Origin of the sequence: Nonomuraea sp. NPDC059194, from assembly GCF_042754765.1 — a bacterium.
Classification (GTDB): domain Bacteria; phylum Actinomycetota; class Actinomycetes; order Streptosporangiales; family Streptosporangiaceae; genus Nonomuraea.
The window spans coordinates 19,716-42,257 of the sequence record NZ_JBHZBH010000055.1; the positions used below are offsets into that span (position 1 = coordinate 19,716).

The window sequence follows — 22,542 nt, forward strand, 5'->3', positions numbered from 1 at the left end:
ATGTGCCAAATGGTGAATCCGTATGGCACACTCGCAAGCACCATGTACTTCGGTCTGCTCATTATCCGCAGGCGCGCTGGCTGACAAAGGACAAAGCCAGCGCGCAGACCTCTCACGTCCGTGAGGGGTCTTTTTCTTTTCCTCAGGAGATCTCGATGACCGACGACCGGTTCCACGTCTACGACACCACGCTGCGAGACGGCGCACAGCAGGAGGGCCTGAACCTCAGCGTCGCCGACAAACTCGCTGTCGCGCGGCACCTGGACGGCCTGGGCGTCGGCTTCATCGAGGGGGGCTGGCCCGGCGCCAACCCCAAGGACACAGAGTTCTTCAGGCGCGCTCGAACAGAGCTCGACCTGAAGCACGCGCAGCTAGCCGCGTTCGGCGCGACCCGCCGGGCCGGTGTGAAGGCAGCCGACGACCCATTGGTGGCCGCTCTGCGCGAATCCGGCGCGCCGGTCGTGACCCTTGTCGCCAAGAGTCACGACCGGCACGTGGAGCTGGCCCTCCGTACGAGTCTCCAGGAGAACCTCGCGATGATCCGCGACACGGTTTCTCACCTTCGTGCGGAGGGACAGCGGGTCTTCCTCGACGCCGAACACTTCTTCGACGGCTACATCTCCAACCCAGCGTACGCGCTGGAGGTGCTCAGGACCGCCGCCGAGGCGGGCGCCGACGTCATCGCCCTGTGCGACACCAACGGCGGCATGCTGCCCGACGAGCTGGCCGACGTCGTCCACGCGGCTGTGCAGACCAGCGCCCGTGTCGGCATCCACTGCCACGACGACACCGGCTGCGCGGTGGCCAACACGCTCGCCGCCGTCAAGGCGGGCGCCACCCACGTGCAGGGCTGCGCCAACGGGTACGGCGAGCGCTCGGGCAACGCCAACCTCTTCACCGTCGTCGCCAACCTTCAGCTCAAGCGCGGATTCGACCTCGTGCCGCCGGAGGCGCTGGCCGACATGACCCGCATCGCGCACGCGATCACCGAGGTCACCAACGTCACGCCCAACTCCCACGCCCCTTACGTGGGCATGTCGGCCTTCGCGCACAAGGCGGGACTGCACGCCAGCGCCATCAAGGTCGACCCGAACCTCTACCAGCACATCGACCCCGCGATGGTCGGCAACGACATGCGCATGCTGGTCTCCGACATGGCCGGCCGCGCCTCGGTCGAGCTCAAGGGCCGCGAGCTGGGCTACGAGCTGACCCCCGAGTCCACCAAGACGCTGGTCGGCAGGGTGAAGGACCTGGAGTCCAAGGGCTACACGTTCGAGGCCGCCGACGCCTCCTTCGAGCTGCTGCTGCGCGACACCGTCCACGGCACGCGCAAGCGCCACTTCGAGGTCGAGTCGTGGCGGGTGATCGTGGAGCGCACCAAGGGCGGCGAGGTGGTCAGCGAGGCCACGGTCAAGGTCCACGCCAAGGGCGAGCGCATCGTCGCCACCGGCGAAGGCAACGGCCCCGTCAACGCGCTCGACAAGGCGGTCAGGCTGGCGCTGGAGAAGCTCTACCCTGAGCTGGCCAAGCTGGAGCTGGTCGACTACAAGGTCCGCATCCTGGAAGGCTCCCACGGCACCGGCGCCATCACCCGCGTCCTCATCACCTCCAGCGACGAGAGCGGCGAGTGGGCGACCGTGGGCGTCGACGAGAACATCATCGAGGCCAGCTGGCAGGCCCTGGAGCAGGCCGTCACCTTCGGCCTGCTGCGCTCGGGCCGGGAGCTGTAGCCGCGGGGCGAACCCCCGGGTGGCGCGCCACCCGGGGCTAGAAGATCGAGGCCTTGAAGGTCACCGGGCCGTCGGCCGCCTGTACGGTCACCTTCCCGCCACCGCACGACACCTTGGGCTGGTCGGTCCCCGGCACGATCACGGTCAGCAGCGAACGCTCGGCGGGTGAGACGACCGCCACCGCGGGGTTCTTGGACATGTAGGTGGGCGACACCCAGCCGAGCTCGCCGCCCCGCTCCACCTTCTGCCCGCCTACCGGGCTGCAGCCCTTCAGCTGCACCAGGCTGACCTTGAACTTGCCGTCGCCCAGCACGATCTTGCCGCCGGAGTTGGACACCACCTTGAGCGTGGGGTCGAAGCGCCAGATGTTGCGGACCTTCTTGCCGCCGCCCGCCGTGTCGAGGACGGCCATCACGTCCTGGTCGTGGTTGACGAGCACCGACCTGGTACGGCTCACGCCGTACGCCTTGTCGGTGAGCCGGTAGCGCTGGCGGCCCTTGTCGTAGGCGGTCCGCTCCAGCCTGGTCGCGGTCCTGGGCCTGAAGCGCGCGCCGACCACGGTCGGCACGTTGTGCGCCTCGGGGGACATGGTCCAGTACCGGTAGCGGGTGGACTCGTAGGAGTGGAAGCCGGTGTCGACGAGCAGGTCCCTGCCCTGGGCGTAGTAGGTGACGCCGAGGTGGTCCTCGTGGCCGTGATACTTGGTGCCGGGACCGAACCTGATGGAGTAGAACGCGGCCTCGGGCTTCCAGGCGGTCCTGCCGTACACGTATCCGGCCTTGAAGACCTTGACCTTGTCGGAGGGGTTGGGGAAGCCGGTGGGCTCGTGGTCGGCGCCGCCGTCGCCGATGGGCACCATGTAGCCGTTGGGCCTGGTGGAGTGCATGATGAAGCCGCCGAGCCTGCCCCATCGAGTGGAGATCTCGCCGGGCACCTTGCGGCCGCAGTCCTTGAGGTTGTCCATCGCGACCTTGAGCCGGTCGTGGACGTAGATCGCGTAGCGGGGCGCCTGTTCCATCAGCGCGCCCTGCGAGTCGATGTCGAGCCGCACGGTCTTGGTGAGCCGCTTGATCGCGTGGTCCTGCCAGCGCCGGTCACCGAGGCGGCAGCCGATGCCGAGCAGCGCGATGTCCTGGTCGATGCCGTGGTTGTGGCCCCACTCGTACAGGCGGTCGTCGGCGAGGACCCTGGCGTGCTCGGCCAGGCTGTCCTTCAGCCATGAGGCCTTGACGTGCTTGCTGAGGCAGACCAGCGCGGGGGCGCGCAGCGCGATCGGGTGCTCGGCCCAGGCGTACGGGCTGGCGGCGCCGCGCCTGGGGTTGTCCTTGACCCAGTCCTTGGCGATCTCGGTGGCCCTGGCGAGGTAGCGTTCCTCGCCGTTGCCCTCGTACTCGGCGACCAGGCGGCCCATCCATCGGAGTGAGTGGAAGACCATGCCCCACGAGCGGTTGTTGTAGGGGTTGGTCCGCCAGTTGACGTCCTGGCCGATCTTGACGGGCGGCAGGTCGAGGAAGGAGATCTCGCCCTTCATCACCTCCGCGGCCGTCGGGGTGGCCGGCAGCCAGTCGCCCTGACACTCGGGGGTGCGTTTCACGGCCGCGCTCGCGGGGTGGATCAGCCCTCCAAGGGCGAGCAGGAGGGCAAGGGGGAGAGCGAGGCGGCGCACGCCAGATCCTTCCGGGCAGAACCGAGGGGGTGGAACATGGTGTCCGGAATAAGATCACCTGGTCAAGCTGGGATGGGACATCGTTATCGTGACGGCATGAACCTCGTGATTCCCGACACAACGGCCTGCCGTGCCTCGCTCGACGTGGCGACCGCCTTCCACACGCCCGCGCTGCTCAACCACTCGGTCCGCGCCTACCTCTGGGCCGCCGCCTACGCGCAGGAGCACGGCATCGCCTTCGACGCCGAACTGCTCTACGTGTCGGCGATGCTGCACGATCTGGGGCTCGCCCCGGCCTTCGACAACCACGCGGTCCCGTTCGAGGAGGCGGGCGGGCACGTGGCGTGGGTGTTCGGCGCGGGCGCGGGCTGGCCGGTGGAGCGGCGGCAGCGAGCGGCCGAGGTGATCGTGCGCCACATGTGGGCCGAGGTGGACGTCGAGCAGGATCCCGAGGGCCACCTGCTCGAACTGTCGACCGCCATGGACATCTCAGGGCGCGACACCGAGGCCATCCCCGTGGAGCTGCGCGAAGAGGTGCTGTCCCGCTACCCGCGCCTCGGCCTCGCCAAGGAGTTCGTCGCCTGCTTCGAGAGCCAGGCCGAGCGCAAGCCGGACAGCCTGGCGGGCACGTTCGTGCGCGGCGGGTTCGCCGCCCGCGTGGCCGCCAACCCGCTGGACCGCTGAGCCGCCCGGGTAGCCGCCGACCCGCTGGACCGCCGCTAAGCCTTCGGCCCCGTGCTCTGGACGACCTCGAAGGACCAGAGCTCGGAGCCGGTGGCCGCCGGGCCCTGGCCGTGCCCGTGACCCTGAGATGCGCCCTCGGCCTGGGCCTCGGCCTGCGCCTGGGCGTGCCCGGCCTGGAACGCCCTGCTGGACTGCCAGCGCTGGAAGTCCTCCTCGCTGCGCCAGCGGGTGTAGACGAGGTAGCTGTCGGTGCCCTCGACGGGACGCAGCAACTCGAACCACTCGAAGCCGTCGGAGGACTCCACCATCCCCGCGCGCCCGGAGAAACGTCGTTCGAGCTCCTCGCGCATCTCGGCGGGGACGGACAGCACGTTGATCTTCACTACGGACATGGCTTCCAGCCTCCCATACGTCATCTTTTTGCCCGCCATTGGCGCTCGGCTTCACACTTTGGTCTGCCGCATCGCGGAATGCGGGGTAGGGTCCGCAACGCAGCCTCGCGTCAGTAGCGAGGCAGTCAGAAGGAGAAGCAGTTGTCTGAAGGCACCGTGAAGTGGTTCAACGCCGAGAAGGGCTTCGGGTTCATCGCGCCCGACGACGGTAGCGCGGACGTGTTCGTGCACTACTCGGCCATCACCACCAACGGCTACCGTTCGCTCGAGGAGAACCAGCGGGTCTCGTTCGAGACCACTCGCGGCCCGAAGGGCCTGCAGGCCGAGCAGGTCGTCCCGCTGTAACCAACGATGAAGCGGGGTCCCGCCAGGGCCCCGCTTCGTCATTGCAGCACCCGCTTCGGCGGGGCCGCCCGCTCCAGGTCGACCTGCGCGACCGTCGGCAGCCGGTCGGCGCCCAGGGTCTGCTGCAGGTGCGGCACCGTCACCGTGGTCAGCTCGTGCCGCAGCACGCTGATCGGCACCCTGTCGTCGGCCGCCACCCGCAGCCGCAGCCACAGCAGGTCCTTGTCTCCCGCCAGCCTCGCGCTGGCCGCCCGCACCGAGGGCAGCGCGGACAGCTCGGCCGACACGGCGCTCGCCGCCGCCCGAGCGGCGACCGTGGTCCGCCCGTCCGCCCCGCCGTCCACGTTGACGTCCCTCGTCGATTCAGTACGGCCCTGCGCCACCAGCCAGCGCAGCCCCGCCAGCGCCACGATCACCGCGAGTACGGCGAGCGCCCACCAGATCCACGGCGAGAACGTGCCGAAGAAGCCGGTGACGGTCGGGTCGAGCAGTGGTTCGTCCGCGGGCGCCCAGCTCTGCGGCAGCACCCGCAGCCCCCTGGCCAGCGTCAGGCCGCCGACGACCAGAAGGATCAGGCCGAGGATTGCCAGGCCCACGCGGTTGGCGCGCCCCGTTCTCATCGCCGCTCCTTCATCGAGACCGACACCCGGTAGTCGGCGATGGGGGCGAGCGCCTCGATCCGCTCGGTCACGGCGTGCCGTACCGCCTCGGACAGCCTGGCGTCGTCCCAGCCCGAGGCGTGGGCGACCACGTTGACCCGGCCCCGCCGTACCGTGGCTCTGGCCGCGTGGACGCCGGGCACGTCTTCCGCCGCGTGTGCGAGCGCCGTGGCGAAGCCCTTCGGGCGCAGCCCGATGACCAGGTCGGGGTCGCCGGTGCGCACGGGCACCGTGCGCGGGTGCCCCCCGCGCAGAGCCAGCGCCAGCAGCACCAGCCCGGCCAGCACGAGCACGCCCGCGCCGACGAGCACCGCGCGGTCGTCCCATTGGGTCGTCTGAGCCCACGACATCACCGGGTCGCGGGGCAGCCAGTGCGCCGGCCTGCTCGTGAGCGCCGTGACGATCTCGACGGCCGCCACGAACCCGATCCCCACGAGTGCCAGCGCCGCCAGCGACGCGGAGATCGTCCTGCGCGGCCTGAACTCCCTGCGCGCGGCCCTGTCGGCGGTGGGGTAGAGCGGCGCGGCGGGCGCGCCCGCCTGACCCTCCGCCGCCTGGTGCCTGCCCTCCTCCGGTACGGCCGGCGCCGTCATGACCTCACCTCCAGGCTCGTCACGCGCACGTCCACCTGGGCCACTTCGAGGCCGGTCAGCTCCATCACCCTGCGCGCGACGTGTCCCCTGATCTCCGCCGCGACGGAGTGGACGGGCAGGGGGTACTCGAGCGCCACCTCCAGCCTGATCGTGGTCAGGTCGCCCTCGACCCTGGCGACCGGCGGGTGCCCGGCCACCGCGCGCACCCTGCCCACCTCGCCCGCGGCCTGCAGGGCGATGCCGGAGACGACCCTGTCCTCGATGCGGGTGCGGCCCCTCTGCTCGGCGGGCACGCGCTGGGTGGGGATGACGACGGCGGCCGTTGTTGTCGCCGTCGTGGTCGCCGTCGTGGTCATCGTCGCCTCGGCGTGAAGCCCGACAGGTCGATCTGGCCCGTCTCGGCGACGCGCCCGATCAGCAGGCCGAGCGCGCCCAGCACCAGGACCAGCAGGAACGCGCCCAGCCCGCCGAAGGCGGCGACCAGGCCCAGGATGATGCCGACGGTCATGCCGATGATCGGCATCCAGGAGACGGTGTTCATGAGTCCTCCAGATCGTCGATCGCCACGTTGACGGGGCGCCCGCCGACCATCGGCGCGACGGCCGCGCGCACCTCGTCGGCGGTGATGAAGACGGGTTGCCCGCCGCGGGCGACGATGGCGATCTCCACCTCGTCGTCGCGGACGGCCACCCCGGGCAGCCGCCGGCCCGGCAGGTAGGTCGCCACGGCGCCGAACGGGCCGCCCGACAGCGCCACCACATGCGGGCAGCCACGCACCCGTTCGGCGATGGCCTGGGCCAGCCCGTCGTCGGTCATTGAACTCTCGACTCCTTCTGGCCTCCGGTGTCCTCGGGACTCCTGGGCGACTCGGGCAGGTGCACGTCGTTGACGGCGACGTTCACCTCGGTCACCTCGAGTCCCGTCATGCGCTCGATGGCCGCGATCACGTTCCTGCGCACCGCGCCCGCCAGGTCGGGGATGGCCGCGCCGTACTCCACGACGAGGTCGAGGTCGACGGCGGCCTGCCGCTCGCCCACCTCCACCTGCACGCCCTGGGTGACGCTCTTGTCACCGCCGACCATGCCGCGCACGGCGCCGATCGCGCGGGCCGTGCCCCCGCCCATGTCGTACACCCCCGACACCTCGCGCGCGGCGAGCCCAGCGATCTTGGCGACCACGCCGTCGGCGATGGTCGTCCTTCCCTGCTCGGTGACGAGAGAGCCGCCCTGTGTCCTCGCCCGCGGAACCGTTGTCGCCGTGTTGCCACTGTCTCTGGCCATCGTCTCCGACACGATCATCACCCCCGTTGTCGAATGACTCACCTGACCTCTTGCCCTGCGATTAGGGGGCATTCGCGGCTTAAAGCGGGTTTTGAGGATTAATGGAGCCGCCGAGGCATGGGGTGGACGGCACTAGCCTTGTCATGTGCGTATAGCGAGGTTCTCCACAGGCGACGAGGTCTCCTTCGGCGTGGTCGAAGGCGATGTCGTCTCGGCGATCGCCGGGCATCCGTTCAACCAGGTCCAGTTCACCGGCGAGCGTTATCCGCTGGCCGAGGTGCGGCTGCTGGCCCCGATGCTGCCCAGCAAGATCATCGCCATTGGCAGAAACTACGCCGAGCACGCCAAGGAGCTCGGCAACGAGGTGCCCGAAGAGCCGCTCATCTTCATCAAACCGTCCACCTCCATCGTCGGCCCCGGCGACGCGATCGCCTACCCGACCACGCAGTCGCAACGCGTCGACTTCGAGGGCGAGCTGGCCGTGGTGATCGGCAGGCTCTGCCGCGAGGTGCCCGTCGAACGGGTCAAGGACGTCATCTTCGGCTACACCTGCGCCAACGACGTCACCGCTCGCGACCTGCAGAAGAAGGACGTGCAGTTCACCAGGGCGAAGGGCTTCGACACCTTCTGTCCCATCGGGCCGTGGATCCAGACCGACATCGACGCCTCCGACCTGGCGCTGACCACCACGGTCAACGGCGAGATCAGGCAGAGCGGTCGCACCTCCCAGCTCATCAACGACATCCCCGCGCTGGTGGCCTATGTCAGCGCGGTCATGACGCTGATCCCCGGCGATGTCATCCTGACCGGCACCCCGGCGGGCGTAGGCCCACTGGAGATCGGTGACGAGGTCAGCGTCGGCATCGAGGGTATTGGCACATTGACGAACAAGGTGGTCTCTCGTGACTGATGTGCGGGTGCGTTTCGCTCCGTCTCCCACTGGCATGTTCCACGTCGGCGGCGCTCGCACGGCGCTGTTCAACTGGGCGCTGGCCGAGCAGTCCGGCGGCAGGTTCGTGCTGCGCATCGAGGACACCGATGCCACGCGCAACCGTCCCGAGTGGACCGAGGGCATCATCTCGGCGCTCGACTGGATCGGCGTCAACGGCACCAACCCGGCCTTCGAGGGCCCCTACTTCCAGTCGGCGTTCGAGCCGCAGCACCGGGAGGCCGTCGCCAAGCTGCTGGCCGACGGCAAGGCCTACTACTGCGACTGCACCCGCGAGGCCCTGGTCGCGCGCACGGGCTCGGAGCACAAGGGCTACGACGGCCACTGCCGCGAGCGCGGCCTGACCTCGGGCGCCGTCCGTTTCCGCACGCCCGACGAGGGCGTCACCGTCGTCGACGACGTCATCCGCGGCCGGGTGGAGTTCCCCAACAACGCGCAGGAAGACTTCGTCATCGCGCGCACCGACGGCTCGCCGCTCTACGTGATCGCCAACGCGGTCGACGACATCACCCAGAACATCACCCACGTCGTACGGGGCGAGGAGCACCTGGGCAACGCGGCCAAGCAGATGCTGCTGTGGCCCGCGCTCGGGGCCAGGCCGCCGGTGTGGGCGCACCTGCCGGTGATCGTCAACGAGCAGCGCAAGAAGCTGTCCAAGCGCCGCGACAAGGTGGCGCTGGAGTCCTACCGCGACGAGGGCTACCTCGCCGAGGCGATGGTCAACTACCTCATGCTGCTCGGCTGGGGCACCGGCGAGGACCGCGAGATCATGCCGTGGGCCGAGATGATGCCCAGGTTCCGGCTGGAGGACGTCAACTCCGCCAGCGCCTTCTTCGACGAGAAGAAGCTGCGCGCCTTCAACGGCGAGTACATCAGGGCCCTGCCGCTGGAGACCTTCGAGGAGCGCTGCCTGCCGTACCTCGACCCGTCGTGGGACGCGGAGCTGTTCAGCAAGGTCGCCGTGCTGGCCCAGACCCGCGTCGGGGTGCTGTCGGAGATCACGCAGAACGTCGACTTCCTGTTCAACGAGGAGCCGGTCTTCGACCAGGCCTCGTGGGACAAGGCGATGAAGGCGAACGCCGCCGAGATCATCGAGGGCTACCTGGAGCGGCTGGAGACGGTCAGCTGGGACCCCGAGTCGCTCAAGGAGGCACTGGAGGACGTTGGCATCGCCCTCGGCGGGCTCAAGCTCAGCAAGACCCAGGCGCCGGTGCGGGTGGCGATCACCGGCCGGACGGTGGGTCTGCCGCTGTTCGAGTCGATCGAGGTGCTGGGGCGGGAGCGCTCGCGCGAGCGCCTGCGCGCCGCACTGGAGCGACTGCGAGGCTGAGCGTGGTCCCGGCCGCCATGGCGAGCCAGACCCCCGTGACGCCGAGCCACGCGCTCAGCAGATAGGCAAGGGGCAGCTGTACGGCGAAGCCCGCCAACGTGGCGGCGAGCAGTCGGCTGCCCCTTCCGCTTGCCTGGGCCACCCCGCCCGCGGCGATGAGGCCACCGAACGGGATCAGGTAGAGCGTCATCCACCGCAGGAAGCTCACGGCCGCGCCGGGATCGTCGGTGAACAGGGCCGCGGCGGGCTCGGCGACGAGGTTGAGCGCGAGCGCCACCAGCGCGCCGGTGACCAGGCCGGTCCTGAGCGGTGAGCCCGTCTCCTCTGAGCGGGCGGTGCGGATCATGGCGGCCTGCCTGAGCGCGTAGAACGCCATCGTGCCCGCCAGCATGATCTTCAGGCCGATGCCGTACCCGGCCTGGGCGGCCACGCCGTACCTGGCGACGATCTCGATGAGCAGCAGGCCGACCAGGGCGCGCGCCAGGAAGTCCCCTGACATCGGCAGGCCGGTCCTGACGATCGCCCACGCACTCTCGCGGCCGTCGGCGTCGCGGGGCGCCAGCCGCGCCAGCGTTCTCAGGGAGACGGCCAGCGTGATGGCGCGGGCCAGGACGGTGGCCAGCGCGGCGCCCTGCACGCCCAGGCCCAGGCCGTAGATGAACACCGGGTCCAGCACGATGACCAGGGCGTTGCAGATCAGCGCGTTGCGCATCGGGATCCTGGTGTTGCCCAGCCCCTTGACCACGCCGTCGGCCAGGGACTGCGCGAAGAAGACCGGCAGGCCCGCCATCGAGATCAGGAAGAAGTCGGCGGCAAGCGCGGCCGAGGCGGCGTCGGCGGTGAGGAGCGCGGCCAGCGGCTCGCGCAGCAGCAGGCCAGGGATCGCGATCGCGGCCGAGCCCGCCAGCCACAGCCGCCAGCCCGACCTGATCAGCGGGGAGATGGGAGCGCTGCCGTCCCTGCGGCCGACCAGGACGGTGACGCCGGTGACGGGGGCCAGGATCAGCCCGTAGGCGAAGTACTCGGTGGTGGTGGCCACGGTCACGGCCGCGATGGCGGCGTCGCCGAGGCCGGAGACCCAGAGCAGGTCGATGACGCCCACCGCGACGACGGCGGTGAGCAGTTCCACGTAGATGGGGAGGGCGAGACGGATCATGAATGCGTGCCTCGATTCGCTATATCTCGATTAGAGGTATAGCGATACGATGCGTCCATGGCAAGTGGCGGGGATCTGGCGCTGATGATCCTGGGGTTCCTCAACCAGCGGCCCATGCACGGCTACGAGCTCAAGGCGCGGCTGGCCGAGTTGAGCGGGCACCTGCGTCCCGTCAGCGACGGCGCGCTCTATCCGGCCATCGCCCGGATGGAGGCCAAGGGGCTGCTCGAACGGCACGAGGAGGAAGGCGCGGCGGCGGCGCGCAGGCAGGTGCTCACCATCACCGCCCAGGGGCGGGAGGAACTGCTGCGGCGGCTGCGGGAGCCGTCCGCGCTGGACATCAGCGACCAGACGCGTTTCTTCGCGCTGCTGACGTTCCTGTCGGCGCTGGACGAGCCGTCACTTCAGGCGGAGGTGCTGCGCAGGCGCCTGGCCTTCCTGGAGGCGCCCACGAGCTTCTTCTACGAGGGGGGCAGGCCGCTACGGGCCGAGGAGACCCCCGACCCGTTCCATCGCGGCATGCTGCTGATCGCCCGAGCCACCGGTGAGGCGGAGCGGGAGTGGCTCAGGCGGACCATCGAGGAGCTTGCCGCGATCTAGTCGAGGCCGCGGCGCTTGAGCAGGGGCTCGATGCGCGGGTCACGGCCGCGGAAGTTGCGGAAGGCGGTCAGCGGGTCCATCCCGCCGCCGCGCGACAGCAGCTCCTTGCGGAAGTGGTCGCCGTTCTCGCGCCTGAGCCCGCCGTTCTCCTTGAACCACTCCACGCTCTCGGCGTCGAGCACCTCGCTCCAGATGTAGGAGTAGTAGCCGGCGCTGTAGCCGCCCGCGAAGATGTGGGCGAAATAGTTCGTCCGGTAGCGCGGCCTGACCAGCGGGACGGCGATCCGGGCCGCCTCCAGCGCCCGCGCCTCGAACGCCTCGGCGTCCTCGACGCTCTCGCCCGCCGCCAGCTTGTGCCAGGCCCAGTCGAGCAGCGTCGCCGCGAGGTACTCCACCGTCATGAAGCCCTGGTTGAACTTCTCCGCGGCCTTCATCTTCTCCACCAGCTCGGCGGGCATGGGCTCGCCCGTCTCGTGGTGCTTGGCGTAGTTGGCCAGGATCTCGGGCCAGGTCGTCCACATCTCGTTGACCTGCGAGGGATACTCCACGAAGTCGCGCGGCACGTTGGTGCCCGACACCCGCGGGTAGCGCGCCTCGGAGAACAGGCCGTGCAGCGCGTGGCCGAACTCGTGGAAGGCGGTGTTGACCTCGTCGTAGGTGAGCAGCGTCGGGCCGCTCGACGGCTTGGTGATGTTGAGGTTGTTCATCACCACCGGCTTGTCGCCGAACAGGTAGGACTGGTCGACGAGGTTGTTCATCCACGCGCCGCCGCGCTTGGTCGGCCTGGCGTAGGGGTCGAGCAGGAACAGCCCGAGCGCCGAGCCGTCCTCGTTGAACACCTCGTACACCGTCACATCGCCGTGGTAGCCGTTGAGGTCGGGCCGCTCGGTGAAGGTCACACCGTACAGCTCGGTCGCGGCGTGGAAGACGCCGTCCTTGAAGACCCTGTTGAGCTCGAAGTAGGGGCGCATCGCGTCGGCGTCGAAGTCGTAACGCGCCGCGCGCACCTTCTCGGCGTAGAACGACCAGTCCCACGGCTCGATGGCGAACCCGGCCTGCTCGGCGAGCGCCTCCGCCTCCTTCTCGGCATTGCGTACGGCCGGCCCGACGAGCTGCCCCAGCATCTCCTCGACCGCTTCGACCGTCTTGGCCGTCTGGTCGGCCACGGTGTAGGCGGCGTGGTTGGGGAAGCCGAGCAGGGCGGCGCGCTCGGCCCGCAGCGTCGCCATCCGGACGGCCAGCTCCAGGTTGGGCCTGGCCCGCTCCACGCTCAGCGTGTAGAGCCTGCGCCTGGTCTCCTTGTTGGTCAGCTGGGCCAGGCCCGGCTGGTTGGTGAAGTTGAGCAGCGGCAGGACGTACGTGCCGTCGTCCTGGCGGATCGACTCGATCTTGGCCTCGTCGAAGCCGTCGAGCTCCTTGGCGTCCTCGACGACCAGCGCCTCCTCGGTGGAGGCCTTGAGCAGGTTCTGCGAGAACTCGGTGGAGAGCTTCGACAGCTCCTCGTTGAGCTCCCTCAGCCTGGCCTGCTCCTGCTCACCGAGGTCGGCGCCGGCGCGGATGAAGTCTTCACGGTACTTCTCCAGCAGCCACGCCTGCTCGGCGTCCTCGGTCGTGACCCGCTTGACCCGCTCCCACAGGGCACGGTTGAGCCTGACCTCGTCGCTGTGCTTGGTCAGCTTGTGGGACACCTCGGTCTCGATCGCCATGATGCCGTCGGTCGAGTCGGACGAGGCGATGCTGAAGAAGACGTTCGCCGTCCTGGACAGGATCTGGCCGGAGCGCTCGAGGGCCGCGATCGTGTTGTCGAAGGTGGGGTCGTCGGCGCTGTTCGCGATCGCCTCGACCTCGGCCAGGTGCTCGGCCATGCCTCGCTCGAACGCGGGCAGGTAGTGCTCCTCGCGGATCTCCTCGAACGGGGGCAGCTGGTAGGGCAGGCTGCTGGGTGCGAAGAACGGGTTCTCGGCCAACGCTGGGGCTCCTCCACGTGGTGTTTTGTCCCCTTCAGCTTGGCATGTACGGCGCCCCGACGCGCTGGTTGAGTATTCGTTTTGGCCTTGTCCCCCTACCTGGGCTATTCTTTCGGAGTCGCCAGCGAGCGGAACCCGCAAGGGGGACGTGAGCGCGGTGGGGTATGGTGTAATTGGCAACACGACTGATTCTGGTTCAGTTATTCTAGGTTCGAGTCCTGGTACCCCAGCTTTTGGAACGGATGTCCGAAGAGGGCATCCGTTTTTGCGTTTCTGCGCCCCTGTGGGTGGGTAGGCATTTGAGTTTGGTTGTGCTCCGCGACGTGCGGTAGAGTTACATCCGTTGCCGGGGAGGCCCCCGGCACATCGCTTGTGGACAGGGTCCCGTCGTCTAGTGGCCCAGGACGCCGCCCTCTCAAGGCGGTAGCGCCGGTTCGAATCCGGTCGGGACTACCACTGTCACAAGCTGCTTCGGTCCCGTCGTCTAGTGGCCCAGGACGCCGCCCTCTCAAGGCGGTAGCGCCGGTTCGAATCCGGTCGGGACTACGCTGACAGAGCCCGGATGTCCACAGACATCCGGGCTTTCTGCTGTCTCCGCTGCCTCGCCCCGCGCCCTCGGGTCAGCCCCCGCATCCCGCCCCGGCATGGCCACTCGCGCCCGACCCGGCCCGGCGGTTTGCCCTCACCCCGGTCCGGGGCGCTGGCGGTTCGGGTTGCGGGGGCCTGGTTAGACTCCGGACCATGCGACGAGCGGCCACGACGCCCCTGCGGCAGATGATCGGCCTGCTCGCCGGGATCCCGACCGGGTTGATCGCGCTCGGCTGGGCCTGCGTCGCCTGGGCGGCAGCCGACGCCCGCGCCCGCAAGGTCACCGCGTCGCTCGTGCGGCTGGAGCGGGCGCGCCTGGCTGCCTGGTACGACCACCGCCCCGGCGGCGGCCGCGGCGGCCGTACCTACCTCGTCCTGCGGGGGCTGGTCGGCCTGCTGGGCGGCTACCTCGCCGGCACCGGCCTGTTCGTCGCCGCCCTCCTCCTGTACGGCGGAGCCGTCCAACTGCTCTCCGGCGACGCCGACCTGGTCCCGCTGGCGTTCCCCGGCGTCCGGCTGACCGGCAGCAGCTGGGCCTACGGCCTCGTTCTCGGGGCGATCGCGCTGGCGTTGTCCTCCGGCTGGTGCGCCACGCTGATCGCCGCGGAACGCCGCCTCGCCGACCGCTTCCTCGGCACCGACCCGAACGAGGCCATGGCCCGCAGGATCGCCGAGCTGACCGCCACCCGCTCCGGCATCGTCCGCGCCGTCGACGAGGAGCGCAGGCGGATCGAGCGTGACCTGCACGACGGGGTCCAGCAGCGCGGCGTGGCCCTGGCGATGCTGCTCGGCCGCGCGCGGCACACCGGCGATCCCGCGCTGGTCGACGAGGCCTACGCCGAGGCCAGGCTGCTGCTCGACGAGCTGCGCGGGGTGGCGTGGCAGATCTATCCCACCGCGCTCGACACACTGGGCCTGCGGGCGGCGCTGACGGAGGTGGCCGACCGCTCCGCCGTACCGGTGCGCGTGGAGTACACGGTCGCCGAGCGGCTGGCGCCGGAGATCGAGACCGCCGTCTACTTCGTGGCCAGGGAGGCCATCACCAACGCGAACAAACACGCCGAAGCAGGCATGATCGTGGTCGAGGTGCGCGAGGAGGAAGGGGAGGTGGCCGTGACGATCGCCGACGACGGCAGGGGCGGCGCCGTACCAGGAAGAGGGGGGTTGTCTGGGCTGGAACGGCGAGTGCGGGCGCTCGACGGAAGCCTCGCCGTGGAAAGCCCGGAAGGCGGCCCGACCAGGGTGTCGGCGAGGCTGCCGTGCGGCTGATCGTCGCCGACGACTCCGTGCTCCTGCGCGAAGGGTTGGCCAGGCTGCTCCAGGAGGCAGGACACGAGGTGGCCGCCGCGGTCGGCGACGCCGACGCGCTCATGTCCGCGGTGGCCGAGCGCCGGCCGGACGTGGCGGTCATCGACGTGCGCATGCCGCCCTCGCACACCGACGAGGGTCTGCGCGCCGCGCTGGCGATCCGCGACAGGTGGCCGGAGGTCGGGGTGCTCGTGCTGTCGCAGTACGTGGAGCAGACCTCCGCCGCCAAGCTGCTGGCCGGGCCTTCGGAGGGGCTCGGGTACCTGCTCAAGGACAGGGTGTCGGAGGTGGCCGAGTTCCTCGACGCGATCGAGCGGATCGGCGCGGGCGGCACGGTGTTCGATCCCGACGTCGTCAGGCGGCTGCTGGCCCGCGCCCCGCTGAGCACGCTGTCCGAGCGCGAGCGGGCCGTGCTCGAACACCTGGCCACCGGCCTGGTCAACACGGCGATCGCCGAACGGCTGCACGTGTCACAGAGCACGGTCGAAAAGCACGTCAACGCCATCTTCGACAAGCTCGGCCTGGACCCCACGCCCGGCTACAGCCGCAGGGTCCTGGCGATCCTGACCTATCTCAACGGCTGAGCCGCACGGCCGTCACGATCACGCCCGCCGCGGCGGCCGTCACCAGCCACAGCATGAAGGACGGGTAGAGATAGGCCACCTGGATCCACATGATGTCGCTCCCGCGGGCCAGCACTCTGAAGATCGGCACAACCGCCGCGCACAGCGCCAGCGGCGCCAGGGACGGCAGCACCCACAACCGCCCCCATCCGGTACGGCGGGCCGCCCACCGCCGCGACCGGACCACCCCGCGAACCGCCAGCCCCACGGTCGCCAGCGTCAGCAGCGCGAACACCACATCGGTGGCGAGATACGGCGAGGAAGGGTCTTCGGGAGTGCCGCCCTCGATCATGGCGACGAGCCCGTCCAGCAGGGTGGAGCTGTCGTCGAAGGCCATGCCGGTGTTGGCCGTAACCGCGATGCCGTACCCGGACCCGGGTATGAGCAGCTGCTCGGCGGTCGAGGTGAACAGGTCGCCGCCGTGCCCGATCACCGGCGTCCCCCGCTTGGTCGTGCCGAGCGACCAGCCGAGGGCGTAGGAGTCGTTCTGCTTGGACGGCGTGCGCAGCTCCTTGACGCTGGCGGGGGACAGGATCCCGCCGTTCTGCGCGATCAACCACCTGGCCATGTCGCTCGCGCTGCTGAGCACGCCGCCGGAGCCGTTGCCGAAGCCTGCCGGTTCCGGCATGGCGAACGCGTGGCCGAGGAAGACCAGGTGGCCGCGCGCGCTGTCCGGAAGGTCGCGTTCGGTGTCGATCGTGGTGCTGTGCCGCATGCCGAGCGGGCCGAACACGTGCCGCTTCAGATAGGCGGCGAACGGCTCGCCGCTCACCACCTCGACCAGCCGCGCGGCGACCTGGTAGTTGGTGTTGTGGTAGCTGAAGGCGGTGCCGGGAGCGGCGGCGAGCTTGGCGTCCCTGAGCCGTGCCACCGCGCCCTTGAGCGAGTCGGGCTGGGGGAGGCTCTTCTCATGGAAGGTGGTGTCGTCCATGCCCGAGGTCTGGTGGAGCAGCTGCCGTACGGTGATCGCGGCGGCCCTCGGATCCGCCATCGCGAACTCCGGCAGATAGCCGCGCACCGGACGATCGAGCTCGACCACCCCCTTCTCCACCAGCTGCATGACGGCGAGCGAGGTGAACGACTTGCTGACCGAGGCGACGGCCATCGGCGTGTCCGCGGTCACGGGCGCGCCCGAGGCGGTCGTGCCGTATCCCCTGGCGTGGATCACCCGCGTCCCCTTGGTGATCGCCACCGCCACCCCCGGCAGGCCCGTCTTCTCCTGGTAGTCCGCGACGTAGGCGTCGACCTGTGCGGGCGTGATCTCCGCTGCGGGCGGGAGAGCTCTGAAGGTGACGCCGGGCGCTGACGTTAGCGCTCTGGAGGTGATTCCGGGCGCGGACGGTAGGGCTCCAGAAGAGATTCCGGGCGCGGGGGCACGGGCTCCGGGGGTGACGTCGGTCGCCGGGGAAGGAGCTCCAAGGGTGCTGCCCGCCGCGGGAGAGGGGAAGGCTGCGGGGATGGCACTGGCCGCGGGCGGGAGGACGGCAAGGCAGAGCGCGGCAAGGGTCGTGGTGAGCATGCGCCGACGCTAGTGACGCGCCCTCGGCCCGGACCATTGCGAGATTCCTCCCCGTTTCTTACGGAGAACCGCTCTTGACTGGATAGCATCACTATCCAATAATGGAGAGCACAACTATCCAATAGGAACGAGGTGCACGATGCCGATCACCACCCCCTGGGTCCCCGGGCCCGACGCCGCCCACGAGCAGCCCGTACAGGTCATGGCGTCCCGTTTCGAGCTGCGCAGCGTCCTTCACGTGCCGGGCTTCCTCATCCAGGCGATGCGCATCCTGCTGCAGGCCAGGCGCAGCCCGGGCGCGGTCGGAGCCACACTGAAGGCCGCACCGCTGCGCCGTACGTTCTGGACCCTGTCGGCATGGACGTCCGACGAGGCGCTGTCCACCTTCGCCCGCAGCCAGCCGCATCGCAGCATCATCGGCGCATACCGGACGCGCATGGCCGGCTCCACCTTCGAGTTCTGGACCGCCGACCGGCCCGCGGGCTGGGACGAGGCCCACTCCCGCCTGAAGGACACCTGATCGTAGGAAATTTCGCCCTCGACCAGGAAGGCCTAAGCACCTGAACGGAGCCCGATGACCACCGCAGAGACGGTCCGCGCCTACCGCGAGGCCAGGTTCCGGGGCGACGTGGCCGCGGCCGCCACCCACCTGGCGCGGGTGCCACCGGAATACGGCAGAAACGGGCCGCGGGCTTGATCATGAGCGTTAGGATCTGAGAGTTCGCGCTGGTTGATGACGGCTTGCGGGAGTTCGGGTGGCGCCGATCGATCGGACGGCTTACCCGAGATTCGCGCGGGCGGTGTCCGCTCGAGAGCTGGCGGAGGTGTTCACCCCATCGCTCGCCGAGGTGGAGTGGGCGCGGGGCAAGACGCAAGATGATCAGCATGTACTGGCGCTGGTGGTGTGGTTGAAGGCCTACCAGCGGCTTGGGTACCTTCCGAAGCTTAGCGGCCGAGGCGATCCGCAAGCGGCACAGGCCAAGGACAACCCGGCCGATCTGATCAACGTGGCGTTGGAGGAGTCGGTCCGCGCGCAGTGCGAGCTGCCGGGTTACACGACGCTGGACGAGCTGACCAAGAAGATCCGCACCGACGTCACGGGCACCACAGCGCGTCGGCGGCCCAGCCGGTCGGTTGCAATACTCTGTTCAACAGAGTATTTTGCCGGTCGTGCCGAGAAGATCATCAGAAGTGAGCGAGCCGATGTACTTCGTGCTCACCGCGCTGCTCGACGGTCCGCTGCACGGCCACGCGATCCTCAAGCGGATCGGCGAGCTGTCGGCAGGCCGGGTCCGGCCGACGGTCGGCACCCTCTACGCCATCCTCGAACGCCTCGCCGCCCGCGGGGTGCTCGCCGTCGACCGTGAGGAGACGGTCAACGGCCGGGTCCGCCGCTACTTCCGGGTCACCGACGAAGGGACGGCGATCGTCAGGAGCGAGGCCAAGCGCATGAACGAGGCGGCGGCCCTGGTCCTCGACCGCGAGGCCCTCGCGTGACGCGGCTCGAGCGGCGTTACCGCAGGTTCCTCCTGGCCTATCCCGCGGGCTACCGCAAGGCGCACGGCGACGAGCTCATCGACATCCTGCTCGACACGGCCGAGCCGGGGCGGCGCACGCCCGAGATCAGGGAGGCCGCGGGGCTGCTGATGGGCGGGCTGCGCACCCGCGTCGAGCACGCGGCGGCAGGGCCCGCCTGGCGCGACGGCCTGCACCTGGGGGTCGCCGCGCTGACCGTCGCCAACCTGGCAGCGTTGCTCCCCTTCGTCACCGCGATCCCGCTGTGGACCGCCCTGTCCGCCCTCACCGTGCTGGCCGTCCTGCGGGGGCGGGTACGGCTGGCGCTGCCTCTCCTGCTGCTCACCGGGGCGAAGGCCACGGCGATCGCGGCAGGGGTGCCGCTGTTCGACCACGTGCTGATGCCGATCACCTCAGGCCCCCGGTCGGTCGAGGGGCTGTTCGCCACCACCGGCCCCCAAGTCGTCGCCCTCTCCTACGCGCTCGCCTTCGCCGGATCGCTCGTGCTGGCGGCGGGCGCCCACCCGCTGAAGGCGCGCTCCTGGTGGTGGCTCGCGGTCGCGCCCGCCCTCTGCGCGGGTCCCGCCCTGATGGATGAGTCGGCTTTCCCTGTCGGCGTGGTCCGGACAGTCACCGAGCTGGGGCTGCTGGCAGCGGCGGTCTGCGCGGCCCGTATGGCGAGAGACCCGCGCTGGGGCGTGGCGGCGCTGGTCTACCTGCTGTCGGTCACCGTCGCGATTGCCGAGCACGGACCGTATCTCACCGTGCGGCATCTGGCCTACTGGGCACTGCTCGCCCTTCCCGCCGTCACCGCGGTCCTGGTGGCGCGCGAGCACCGCAGAACCGTCCTGCGCTGATCCCTCGGCGCGTCAATTCTTTGGAGATCTCATGAGAGCGTTCATGGCCGCCCTGGCGCTTGCCGTACTGACCGGGTGTGCCACCGATATGCCCGAGCCTGCCGCTCCGAGCGCCACCGGCGCGGGACAGGAGGCGAAGTGGAAGATGGAGCGGCTCAAGGCCGACTGCATGAAGCAGAAGGGCTTCAAGTACACCCCGTTCGTCATGTCCGGGCCCAAGGAGACGGAGGCGCAGAAGAAGATGGCGGCCGGTGACTACGCCGCGACCAAGGAGGTCAGGGCGAAGTACGGCTACCGGATCTTCTCCCAGTTCGTCTACCCCAACGACTCCGCCTCGGGCGCGCTGGTCGTCGAGGAGTACGGGGAGGACCCCAACCCGGGGGTCCGGATGAACAAGACGCAGTTCAACGCCTACAAGAAGGCGGAGGACGCCTGCATGTCGAAGGCATTCAAGGCGGTCCTGAACAAGGACGTGAAGAACCGGATGGACGTGTTCAAGATGCAGGCTGAACTCAAGAAGCAGCTCACCACCCGGCGGCTCGACGGCGACGCCGAACTGGTGCGCCTGGCCGCGACGTTCGGCGACTGCCTCAAGGGCAAGGGCTACGCGATCACCTCGCTCAAGCCGAGCGACCTGGCCGGCAGAGGAGAGAAAGCCATGTTGGCGCAGGTCACAAAGATAGGGAAGGAACAGGGAGACGAGTCCTGGCCAGACATCATGGCCGCGCAGGCCAGACCGTACCTCGCCAAGGAGATCAAGGACGCCCTCGAAGACCTCGAGTGCGGCAAGGAGTTCTACGTGCGCTACTCACCCATGAGCACGGCCGTCGACCAGGAGGTGGAGGCGCAGTTCCCGTTGTGAGCCTGTTCCTCTGCTCACCCGCCGCCACAATGGCCCCTGGCCATCCGCCTACCAACTACCCCGAACAGCGATCACGCAGAGCTACTTTGCCCCTGGTGACGCCGACCCGAGTGGGGGCTTAACAGGCACCGAGGCTGCATTGACTTTCTGGATAGAGGTTTCCGGACGGCATCGCGCCTGGTCGCCGAGGCGTCCGGAAAGGGAGACTTTCCCGGACGCCGCACCGCCGACGACGCCGGCACACCCTGGAGCCGCTACGCACCCGGAGACCACCACAGAAGGTGACGGCTAGAAGGCTGCAGCATCGCCCCATTCCCAGTAGGCCCGCTGGCCAGCGACCTCATCATGCAGGGTGGCGAACAGGCCATCTGGGCTGACCTCGGGGGGAACATCGATGGCGACGTGGCGATCCCCGCTCCACTCACACACCAAGCCAGCAGACACAACCTCGCCGGTGACACGCTCCATGAACTGGACCTGATCGGGGCGGGGCATGATCAGCGCTCTGAGAACACGGTGCCCAGAACGTTCAATCACCTCAACGATCGTCGACCCATCCGCGGACAACCGCACCCGATCGCCCAGAGCAAGCCCATAGACCCGGAACGGAAGACAAGCAACCACATAGTCGCCCTCCTCGCACGGGCAGAGCCACAGCTGCTCCTTCTGGCCGGCAAGCCCAAACCGATCCAGATCAACGTGAGCGATGTAGTTCCGCGACGAACGGCCTACCGGATTGTCGTGAACGATGAACTGCACTCGAAAGGCTCCTGCACCCGGCAACCACCACAGACAGTAACGACCGCCAGAGAATACAGACCGCTTAACACCAGTCCATACCAGGGTGGCACCCCTGGCGGAGCCGCGAGTAAGCCGCTCTCCGTACGCAGTTCGAGGCTGGCTCCTCCTTGGTTGTTGTGTGGATTCCAGTGATGGAGAGGCAGCGACGGCGAGTCGGGTGGGGCGGCCCTTCAGCCAATTTCGGATCCGTCTTCACTAAGCGCAGGAGACGATGCGCCTGGTCCGGCGAAAGCCTGTCCACCAGGAGATGAAGCTCCTCGTGCGCATCTCCAGCGCTTATACCGAGGAGCTTACGCAAGCGGTCCGCAAGCGACAGCGAAGCCTGGGCACTCGATCAGTTCGGTGGCAGATCGACAGCCCGCGATGGAGAGACCACGTGCGCGGGTTCGATTCCCGTCACCCGCTCCACGCAATGTCACCTTGCTGAATGTCCTCATGTTCATAAGCGTTGTCCTCACCCCTCCGTACTCTCTAGAGACGGGGAGAGGAGCCGACCATGACAGCCCAGCCGCAGGACTACACGCCCATCGGTGCGCCCATGCCCGCGCCGAGCAAGCCCTGGCTGGCGAAGAGGTGCCCCGAGGCAAGCCTTGGCGTGAGGTCCTAGCGGCACGCGGAATCGACGTGTAGGTGTACAAGCTCACCCTCGAGCCGATCGCCGAACAGCAGATAGCGGCCCTCCCTGATGAAGCTCTCGCGGAGTTGTTCACGCTCCTGGAGACCGCTCCGTGGAGCGGAGACCCGTACAACTCGGCCAATCCAAGGCGAACATGCTCACCCACACCTTCGGTGAACGTGGTCTCGCAACCTATGTCGTCCTGGAGCAGCAGCGCGAAACCTACCTTGTCCGCGTCGAATGGCCATAACTGCCATACGCGGGCATGCCGGTCCTGGCCTTCAACCGAATCAGCCGAAGCGGCCAGGAAAGCCCCTGTGCGATCAGGCCAACGTCGCGGGGGGTGGGGGCAGGCAAGCCCCCACCCGGGGGTGGGGGGGGGGGGGGCCCCCCCCGCCCCCCCCCCCCCCCCCCCCCCCCGCGGAACCCTGTAGCTAATAAAAAAATGAAGCAGCCGGCGATAAGGGGGGGGTATATTAAGGTGGTGGCCCGAAAATTAAAA

General features: G+C 69.0%; 25 protein-coding genes, 3 tRNA genes and 1 pseudogene. 17 read left to right on the forward strand and 12 right to left on the reverse strand.

The window, feature by feature from the left end:
• Positions 1 to 155: 155 nt before the first annotated feature.
• Positions 156 to 1,730, forward strand: a complete 1,575-nt coding sequence (cimA, locus tag ACFXJ8_RS39685) for a citramalate synthase (RefSeq protein WP_379650065.1) — start codon at positions 156 to 158, stop codon at positions 1,728 to 1,730.
• A gap of 37 nt (positions 1,731 to 1,767) precedes the next feature.
• Here the strand turns inward: cimA and ACFXJ8_RS39690 are convergent, their stop codons facing one another.
• Positions 1,768 to 3,396 carry a heparinase II/III family protein gene (locus ACFXJ8_RS39690; protein ID WP_379650066.1) on the reverse strand — a complete coding sequence of 543 codons (1,629 nt, stop codon included), beginning with the start codon at positions 3,394 to 3,396 and terminating at the stop codon, positions 1,768 to 1,770.
• A 96-nt stretch (positions 3,397 to 3,492) separates the two neighbouring features.
• Between ACFXJ8_RS39690 and ACFXJ8_RS39695 the strand changes: the two genes are divergently transcribed.
• Positions 3,493 to 4,080: an HD domain-containing protein gene (locus ACFXJ8_RS39695; RefSeq protein ID WP_379650068.1), complete on the forward strand. Its 588-nt coding sequence runs from the start codon at positions 3,493 to 3,495 to the stop codon at positions 4,078 to 4,080.
• A 35-nt stretch (positions 4,081 to 4,115) separates the two neighbouring features.
• Here ACFXJ8_RS39695 and ACFXJ8_RS39700 read toward each other — a convergent pair whose 3' ends face one another.
• Complete coding sequence (locus tag ACFXJ8_RS39700; protein WP_379650070.1) at positions 4,116 to 4,472, reverse strand: antibiotic biosynthesis monooxygenase family protein; 357 nt, start codon at positions 4,470 to 4,472, stop codon at positions 4,116 to 4,118.
• A 141-nt stretch (positions 4,473 to 4,613) separates the two neighbouring features.
• Between ACFXJ8_RS39700 and ACFXJ8_RS39705 the strand changes: the two genes are divergently transcribed.
• Entirely contained in the window at positions 4,614 to 4,817 is a 204-nt protein-coding gene (locus ACFXJ8_RS39705) for a cold-shock protein (protein WP_183656327.1), read from the forward strand.
• A 38-nt stretch (positions 4,818 to 4,855) separates the two neighbouring features.
• Here the strand turns inward: ACFXJ8_RS39705 and ACFXJ8_RS39710 are convergent, their stop codons facing one another.
• The 6 genes from ACFXJ8_RS39710 to ACFXJ8_RS39735 are packed head-to-tail and all read right to left on the reverse strand — an operon-like array spanning position 4,856 to position 7,349.
• Positions 4,856 to 5,437, reverse strand: a complete 582-nt coding sequence (locus ACFXJ8_RS39710) for a hypothetical protein (protein WP_379650106.1) — start codon at positions 5,435 to 5,437, stop codon at positions 4,856 to 4,858.
• The gene (locus tag ACFXJ8_RS39715) at positions 5,434 to 6,069 is read right to left on the reverse strand and encodes a DUF6286 domain-containing protein (RefSeq protein WP_379650072.1); all 636 of its coding nucleotides are present in this window, start codon (positions 6,067 to 6,069) and stop codon (positions 5,434 to 5,436) included. The genes ACFXJ8_RS39710 and ACFXJ8_RS39715 overlap by 4 nt, the downstream gene beginning before the upstream one ends.
• Entirely contained in the window at positions 6,066 to 6,425 is a 360-nt protein-coding gene (locus ACFXJ8_RS39720) for an Asp23/Gls24 family envelope stress response protein (protein ID WP_379650074.1), read from the reverse strand. Before ACFXJ8_RS39720 ends, ACFXJ8_RS39715 begins: the two co-directional genes overlap by 4 nt.
• Entirely contained in the window at positions 6,422 to 6,610 is a 189-nt protein-coding gene (locus ACFXJ8_RS39725) for a hypothetical protein (protein WP_379650076.1), read from the reverse strand. Before ACFXJ8_RS39725 ends, ACFXJ8_RS39720 begins: the two co-directional genes overlap by 4 nt.
• The gene (locus ACFXJ8_RS39730; protein WP_379650077.1) at positions 6,607 to 6,885 is read right to left on the reverse strand and encodes a hypothetical protein; all 279 of its coding nucleotides are present in this window, start codon (positions 6,883 to 6,885) and stop codon (positions 6,607 to 6,609) included. Before ACFXJ8_RS39730 ends, ACFXJ8_RS39725 begins: the two co-directional genes overlap by 4 nt.
• The gene (locus ACFXJ8_RS39735) at positions 6,882 to 7,349 is read right to left on the reverse strand and encodes an Asp23/Gls24 family envelope stress response protein (protein ID WP_379650104.1); all 468 of its coding nucleotides are present in this window, start codon (positions 7,347 to 7,349) and stop codon (positions 6,882 to 6,884) included. Before ACFXJ8_RS39735 ends, ACFXJ8_RS39730 begins: the two co-directional genes overlap by 4 nt.
• A gap of 145 nt (positions 7,350 to 7,494) precedes the next feature.
• Here ACFXJ8_RS39735 and ACFXJ8_RS39740 point away from each other — a divergent pair, with 145 nt between their 5' ends.
• Entirely contained in the window at positions 7,495 to 8,259 is a 765-nt protein-coding gene (locus tag ACFXJ8_RS39740) for a fumarylacetoacetate hydrolase family protein (RefSeq protein ID WP_379650079.1), read from the forward strand.
• A complete protein-coding gene (gene gltX, locus ACFXJ8_RS39745) occupies positions 8,252 to 9,628 on the forward strand; it encodes a glutamate--tRNA ligase (protein ID WP_379650081.1) in 1,377 nt (458 codons plus the stop codon). The genes ACFXJ8_RS39740 and gltX overlap by 8 nt, the downstream gene beginning before the upstream one ends.
• Here gltX and ACFXJ8_RS39750 read toward each other — a convergent pair.
• Entirely contained in the window at positions 9,522 to 10,784 is a 1,263-nt protein-coding gene (locus tag ACFXJ8_RS39750; RefSeq protein WP_379650083.1) for an MATE family efflux transporter, read from the reverse strand. The genes gltX and ACFXJ8_RS39750 overlap by 107 nt on opposite strands.
• A 57-nt stretch (positions 10,785 to 10,841) precedes the next feature.
• On the opposite strand from ACFXJ8_RS39750, the gene ACFXJ8_RS39755 reads away from it, so the two are divergent.
• On the forward strand, positions 10,842 to 11,384 hold the full coding sequence (locus ACFXJ8_RS39755; protein WP_379650085.1) for a PadR family transcriptional regulator: 543 nt from the start codon (positions 10,842 to 10,844) through the stop codon (positions 11,382 to 11,384).
• Here the strand turns inward: ACFXJ8_RS39755 and ACFXJ8_RS39760 are convergent.
• Entirely contained in the window at positions 11,381 to 13,351 is a 1,971-nt protein-coding gene (locus tag ACFXJ8_RS39760; protein ID WP_379650086.1) for a M3 family metallopeptidase, read from the reverse strand. The genes ACFXJ8_RS39755 and ACFXJ8_RS39760 overlap by 4 nt on opposite strands.
• Before the next feature lie 158 nt (positions 13,352 to 13,509).
• Between ACFXJ8_RS39760 and ACFXJ8_RS39765 the strand changes: the two genes are divergently transcribed.
• From ACFXJ8_RS39765 to ACFXJ8_RS39785, 5 genes are all read left to right on the forward strand, one after another.
• A tRNA-Gln gene (locus ACFXJ8_RS39765) sits at positions 13,510 to 13,581 on the forward strand.
• A 150-nt stretch (positions 13,582 to 13,731) separates the two neighbouring features.
• Positions 13,732 to 13,807, forward strand: a tRNA-Glu gene (locus ACFXJ8_RS39770).
• A gap of 17 nt (positions 13,808 to 13,824) precedes the next feature.
• A tRNA-Glu gene (locus tag ACFXJ8_RS39775) sits at positions 13,825 to 13,897 on the forward strand.
• Positions 13,898 to 14,092: 195 nt separating this feature from the next.
• The gene (locus ACFXJ8_RS39780) at positions 14,093 to 15,208 is read left to right on the forward strand and encodes a sensor histidine kinase (protein WP_379650088.1); all 1,116 of its coding nucleotides are present in this window, start codon (positions 14,093 to 14,095) and stop codon (positions 15,206 to 15,208) included.
• Positions 15,199 to 15,831 (forward strand): response regulator transcription factor, encoded by a 633-nt coding sequence (locus ACFXJ8_RS39785; RefSeq protein ID WP_379650090.1) that lies wholly within the window; start codon positions 15,199 to 15,201, stop codon positions 15,829 to 15,831. The genes ACFXJ8_RS39780 and ACFXJ8_RS39785 overlap by 10 nt, the downstream gene beginning before the upstream one ends.
• Here ACFXJ8_RS39785 and ACFXJ8_RS39790 read toward each other — a convergent pair.
• Entirely contained in the window at positions 15,821 to 17,389 is a 1,569-nt protein-coding gene (locus ACFXJ8_RS39790; protein WP_379650091.1) for a serine hydrolase domain-containing protein, read from the reverse strand. The genes ACFXJ8_RS39785 and ACFXJ8_RS39790 overlap by 11 nt on opposite strands.
• 139 nt (positions 17,390 to 17,528) lie before the next feature.
• Here ACFXJ8_RS39790 and ACFXJ8_RS39795 point away from each other — a divergent pair, with 139 nt between their 5' ends.
• The 6 genes and pseudogenes from ACFXJ8_RS39795 (at position 17,529) to ACFXJ8_RS39820 (ending at position 20,623) form a co-directional block, all read left to right on the forward strand.
• Positions 17,529 to 17,909: a hypothetical protein gene (locus ACFXJ8_RS39795; RefSeq protein ID WP_379650093.1), complete on the forward strand. Its 381-nt coding sequence runs from the start codon at positions 17,529 to 17,531 to the stop codon at positions 17,907 to 17,909.
• Between the two features lie 54 nt (positions 17,910 to 17,963).
• Positions 17,964 to 18,086, forward strand: coding sequence for a hypothetical protein (locus ACFXJ8_RS39800; RefSeq protein ID WP_379650094.1), 123 nt, complete (start codon positions 17,964 to 17,966; stop codon positions 18,084 to 18,086).
• A 58-nt stretch (positions 18,087 to 18,144) separates the two neighbouring features.
• A pseudogene (locus ACFXJ8_RS39805) lies at positions 18,145 to 18,321 on the forward strand (DUF4158 domain-containing protein); the annotation flags it as partial.
• Positions 18,322 to 18,580: 259 nt separating this feature from the next.
• On the forward strand, positions 18,581 to 18,886 hold the full coding sequence (locus ACFXJ8_RS39810) for a PadR family transcriptional regulator (RefSeq protein WP_379650096.1): 306 nt from the start codon (positions 18,581 to 18,583) through the stop codon (positions 18,884 to 18,886).
• Positions 18,883 to 19,761, forward strand: a complete 879-nt coding sequence (locus tag ACFXJ8_RS39815) for a hypothetical protein (protein ID WP_379650098.1) — start codon at positions 18,883 to 18,885, stop codon at positions 19,759 to 19,761. Before ACFXJ8_RS39810 ends, ACFXJ8_RS39815 begins: the two co-directional genes overlap by 4 nt.
• Before the next feature lie 31 nt (positions 19,762 to 19,792).
• On the forward strand, positions 19,793 to 20,623 hold the full coding sequence (locus ACFXJ8_RS39820; protein ID WP_379650100.1) for a hypothetical protein: 831 nt from the start codon (positions 19,793 to 19,795) through the stop codon (positions 20,621 to 20,623).
• 288 nt (positions 20,624 to 20,911) lie between these two features.
• Here ACFXJ8_RS39820 and ACFXJ8_RS39825 read toward each other — a convergent pair whose 3' ends face one another.
• Positions 20,912 to 21,382 (reverse strand): DUF4265 domain-containing protein, encoded by a 471-nt coding sequence (locus ACFXJ8_RS39825; RefSeq protein ID WP_379650102.1) that lies wholly within the window; start codon positions 21,380 to 21,382, stop codon positions 20,912 to 20,914.
• Between the last annotated feature and the right edge of the window lie 1,160 nt (positions 21,383 to 22,542).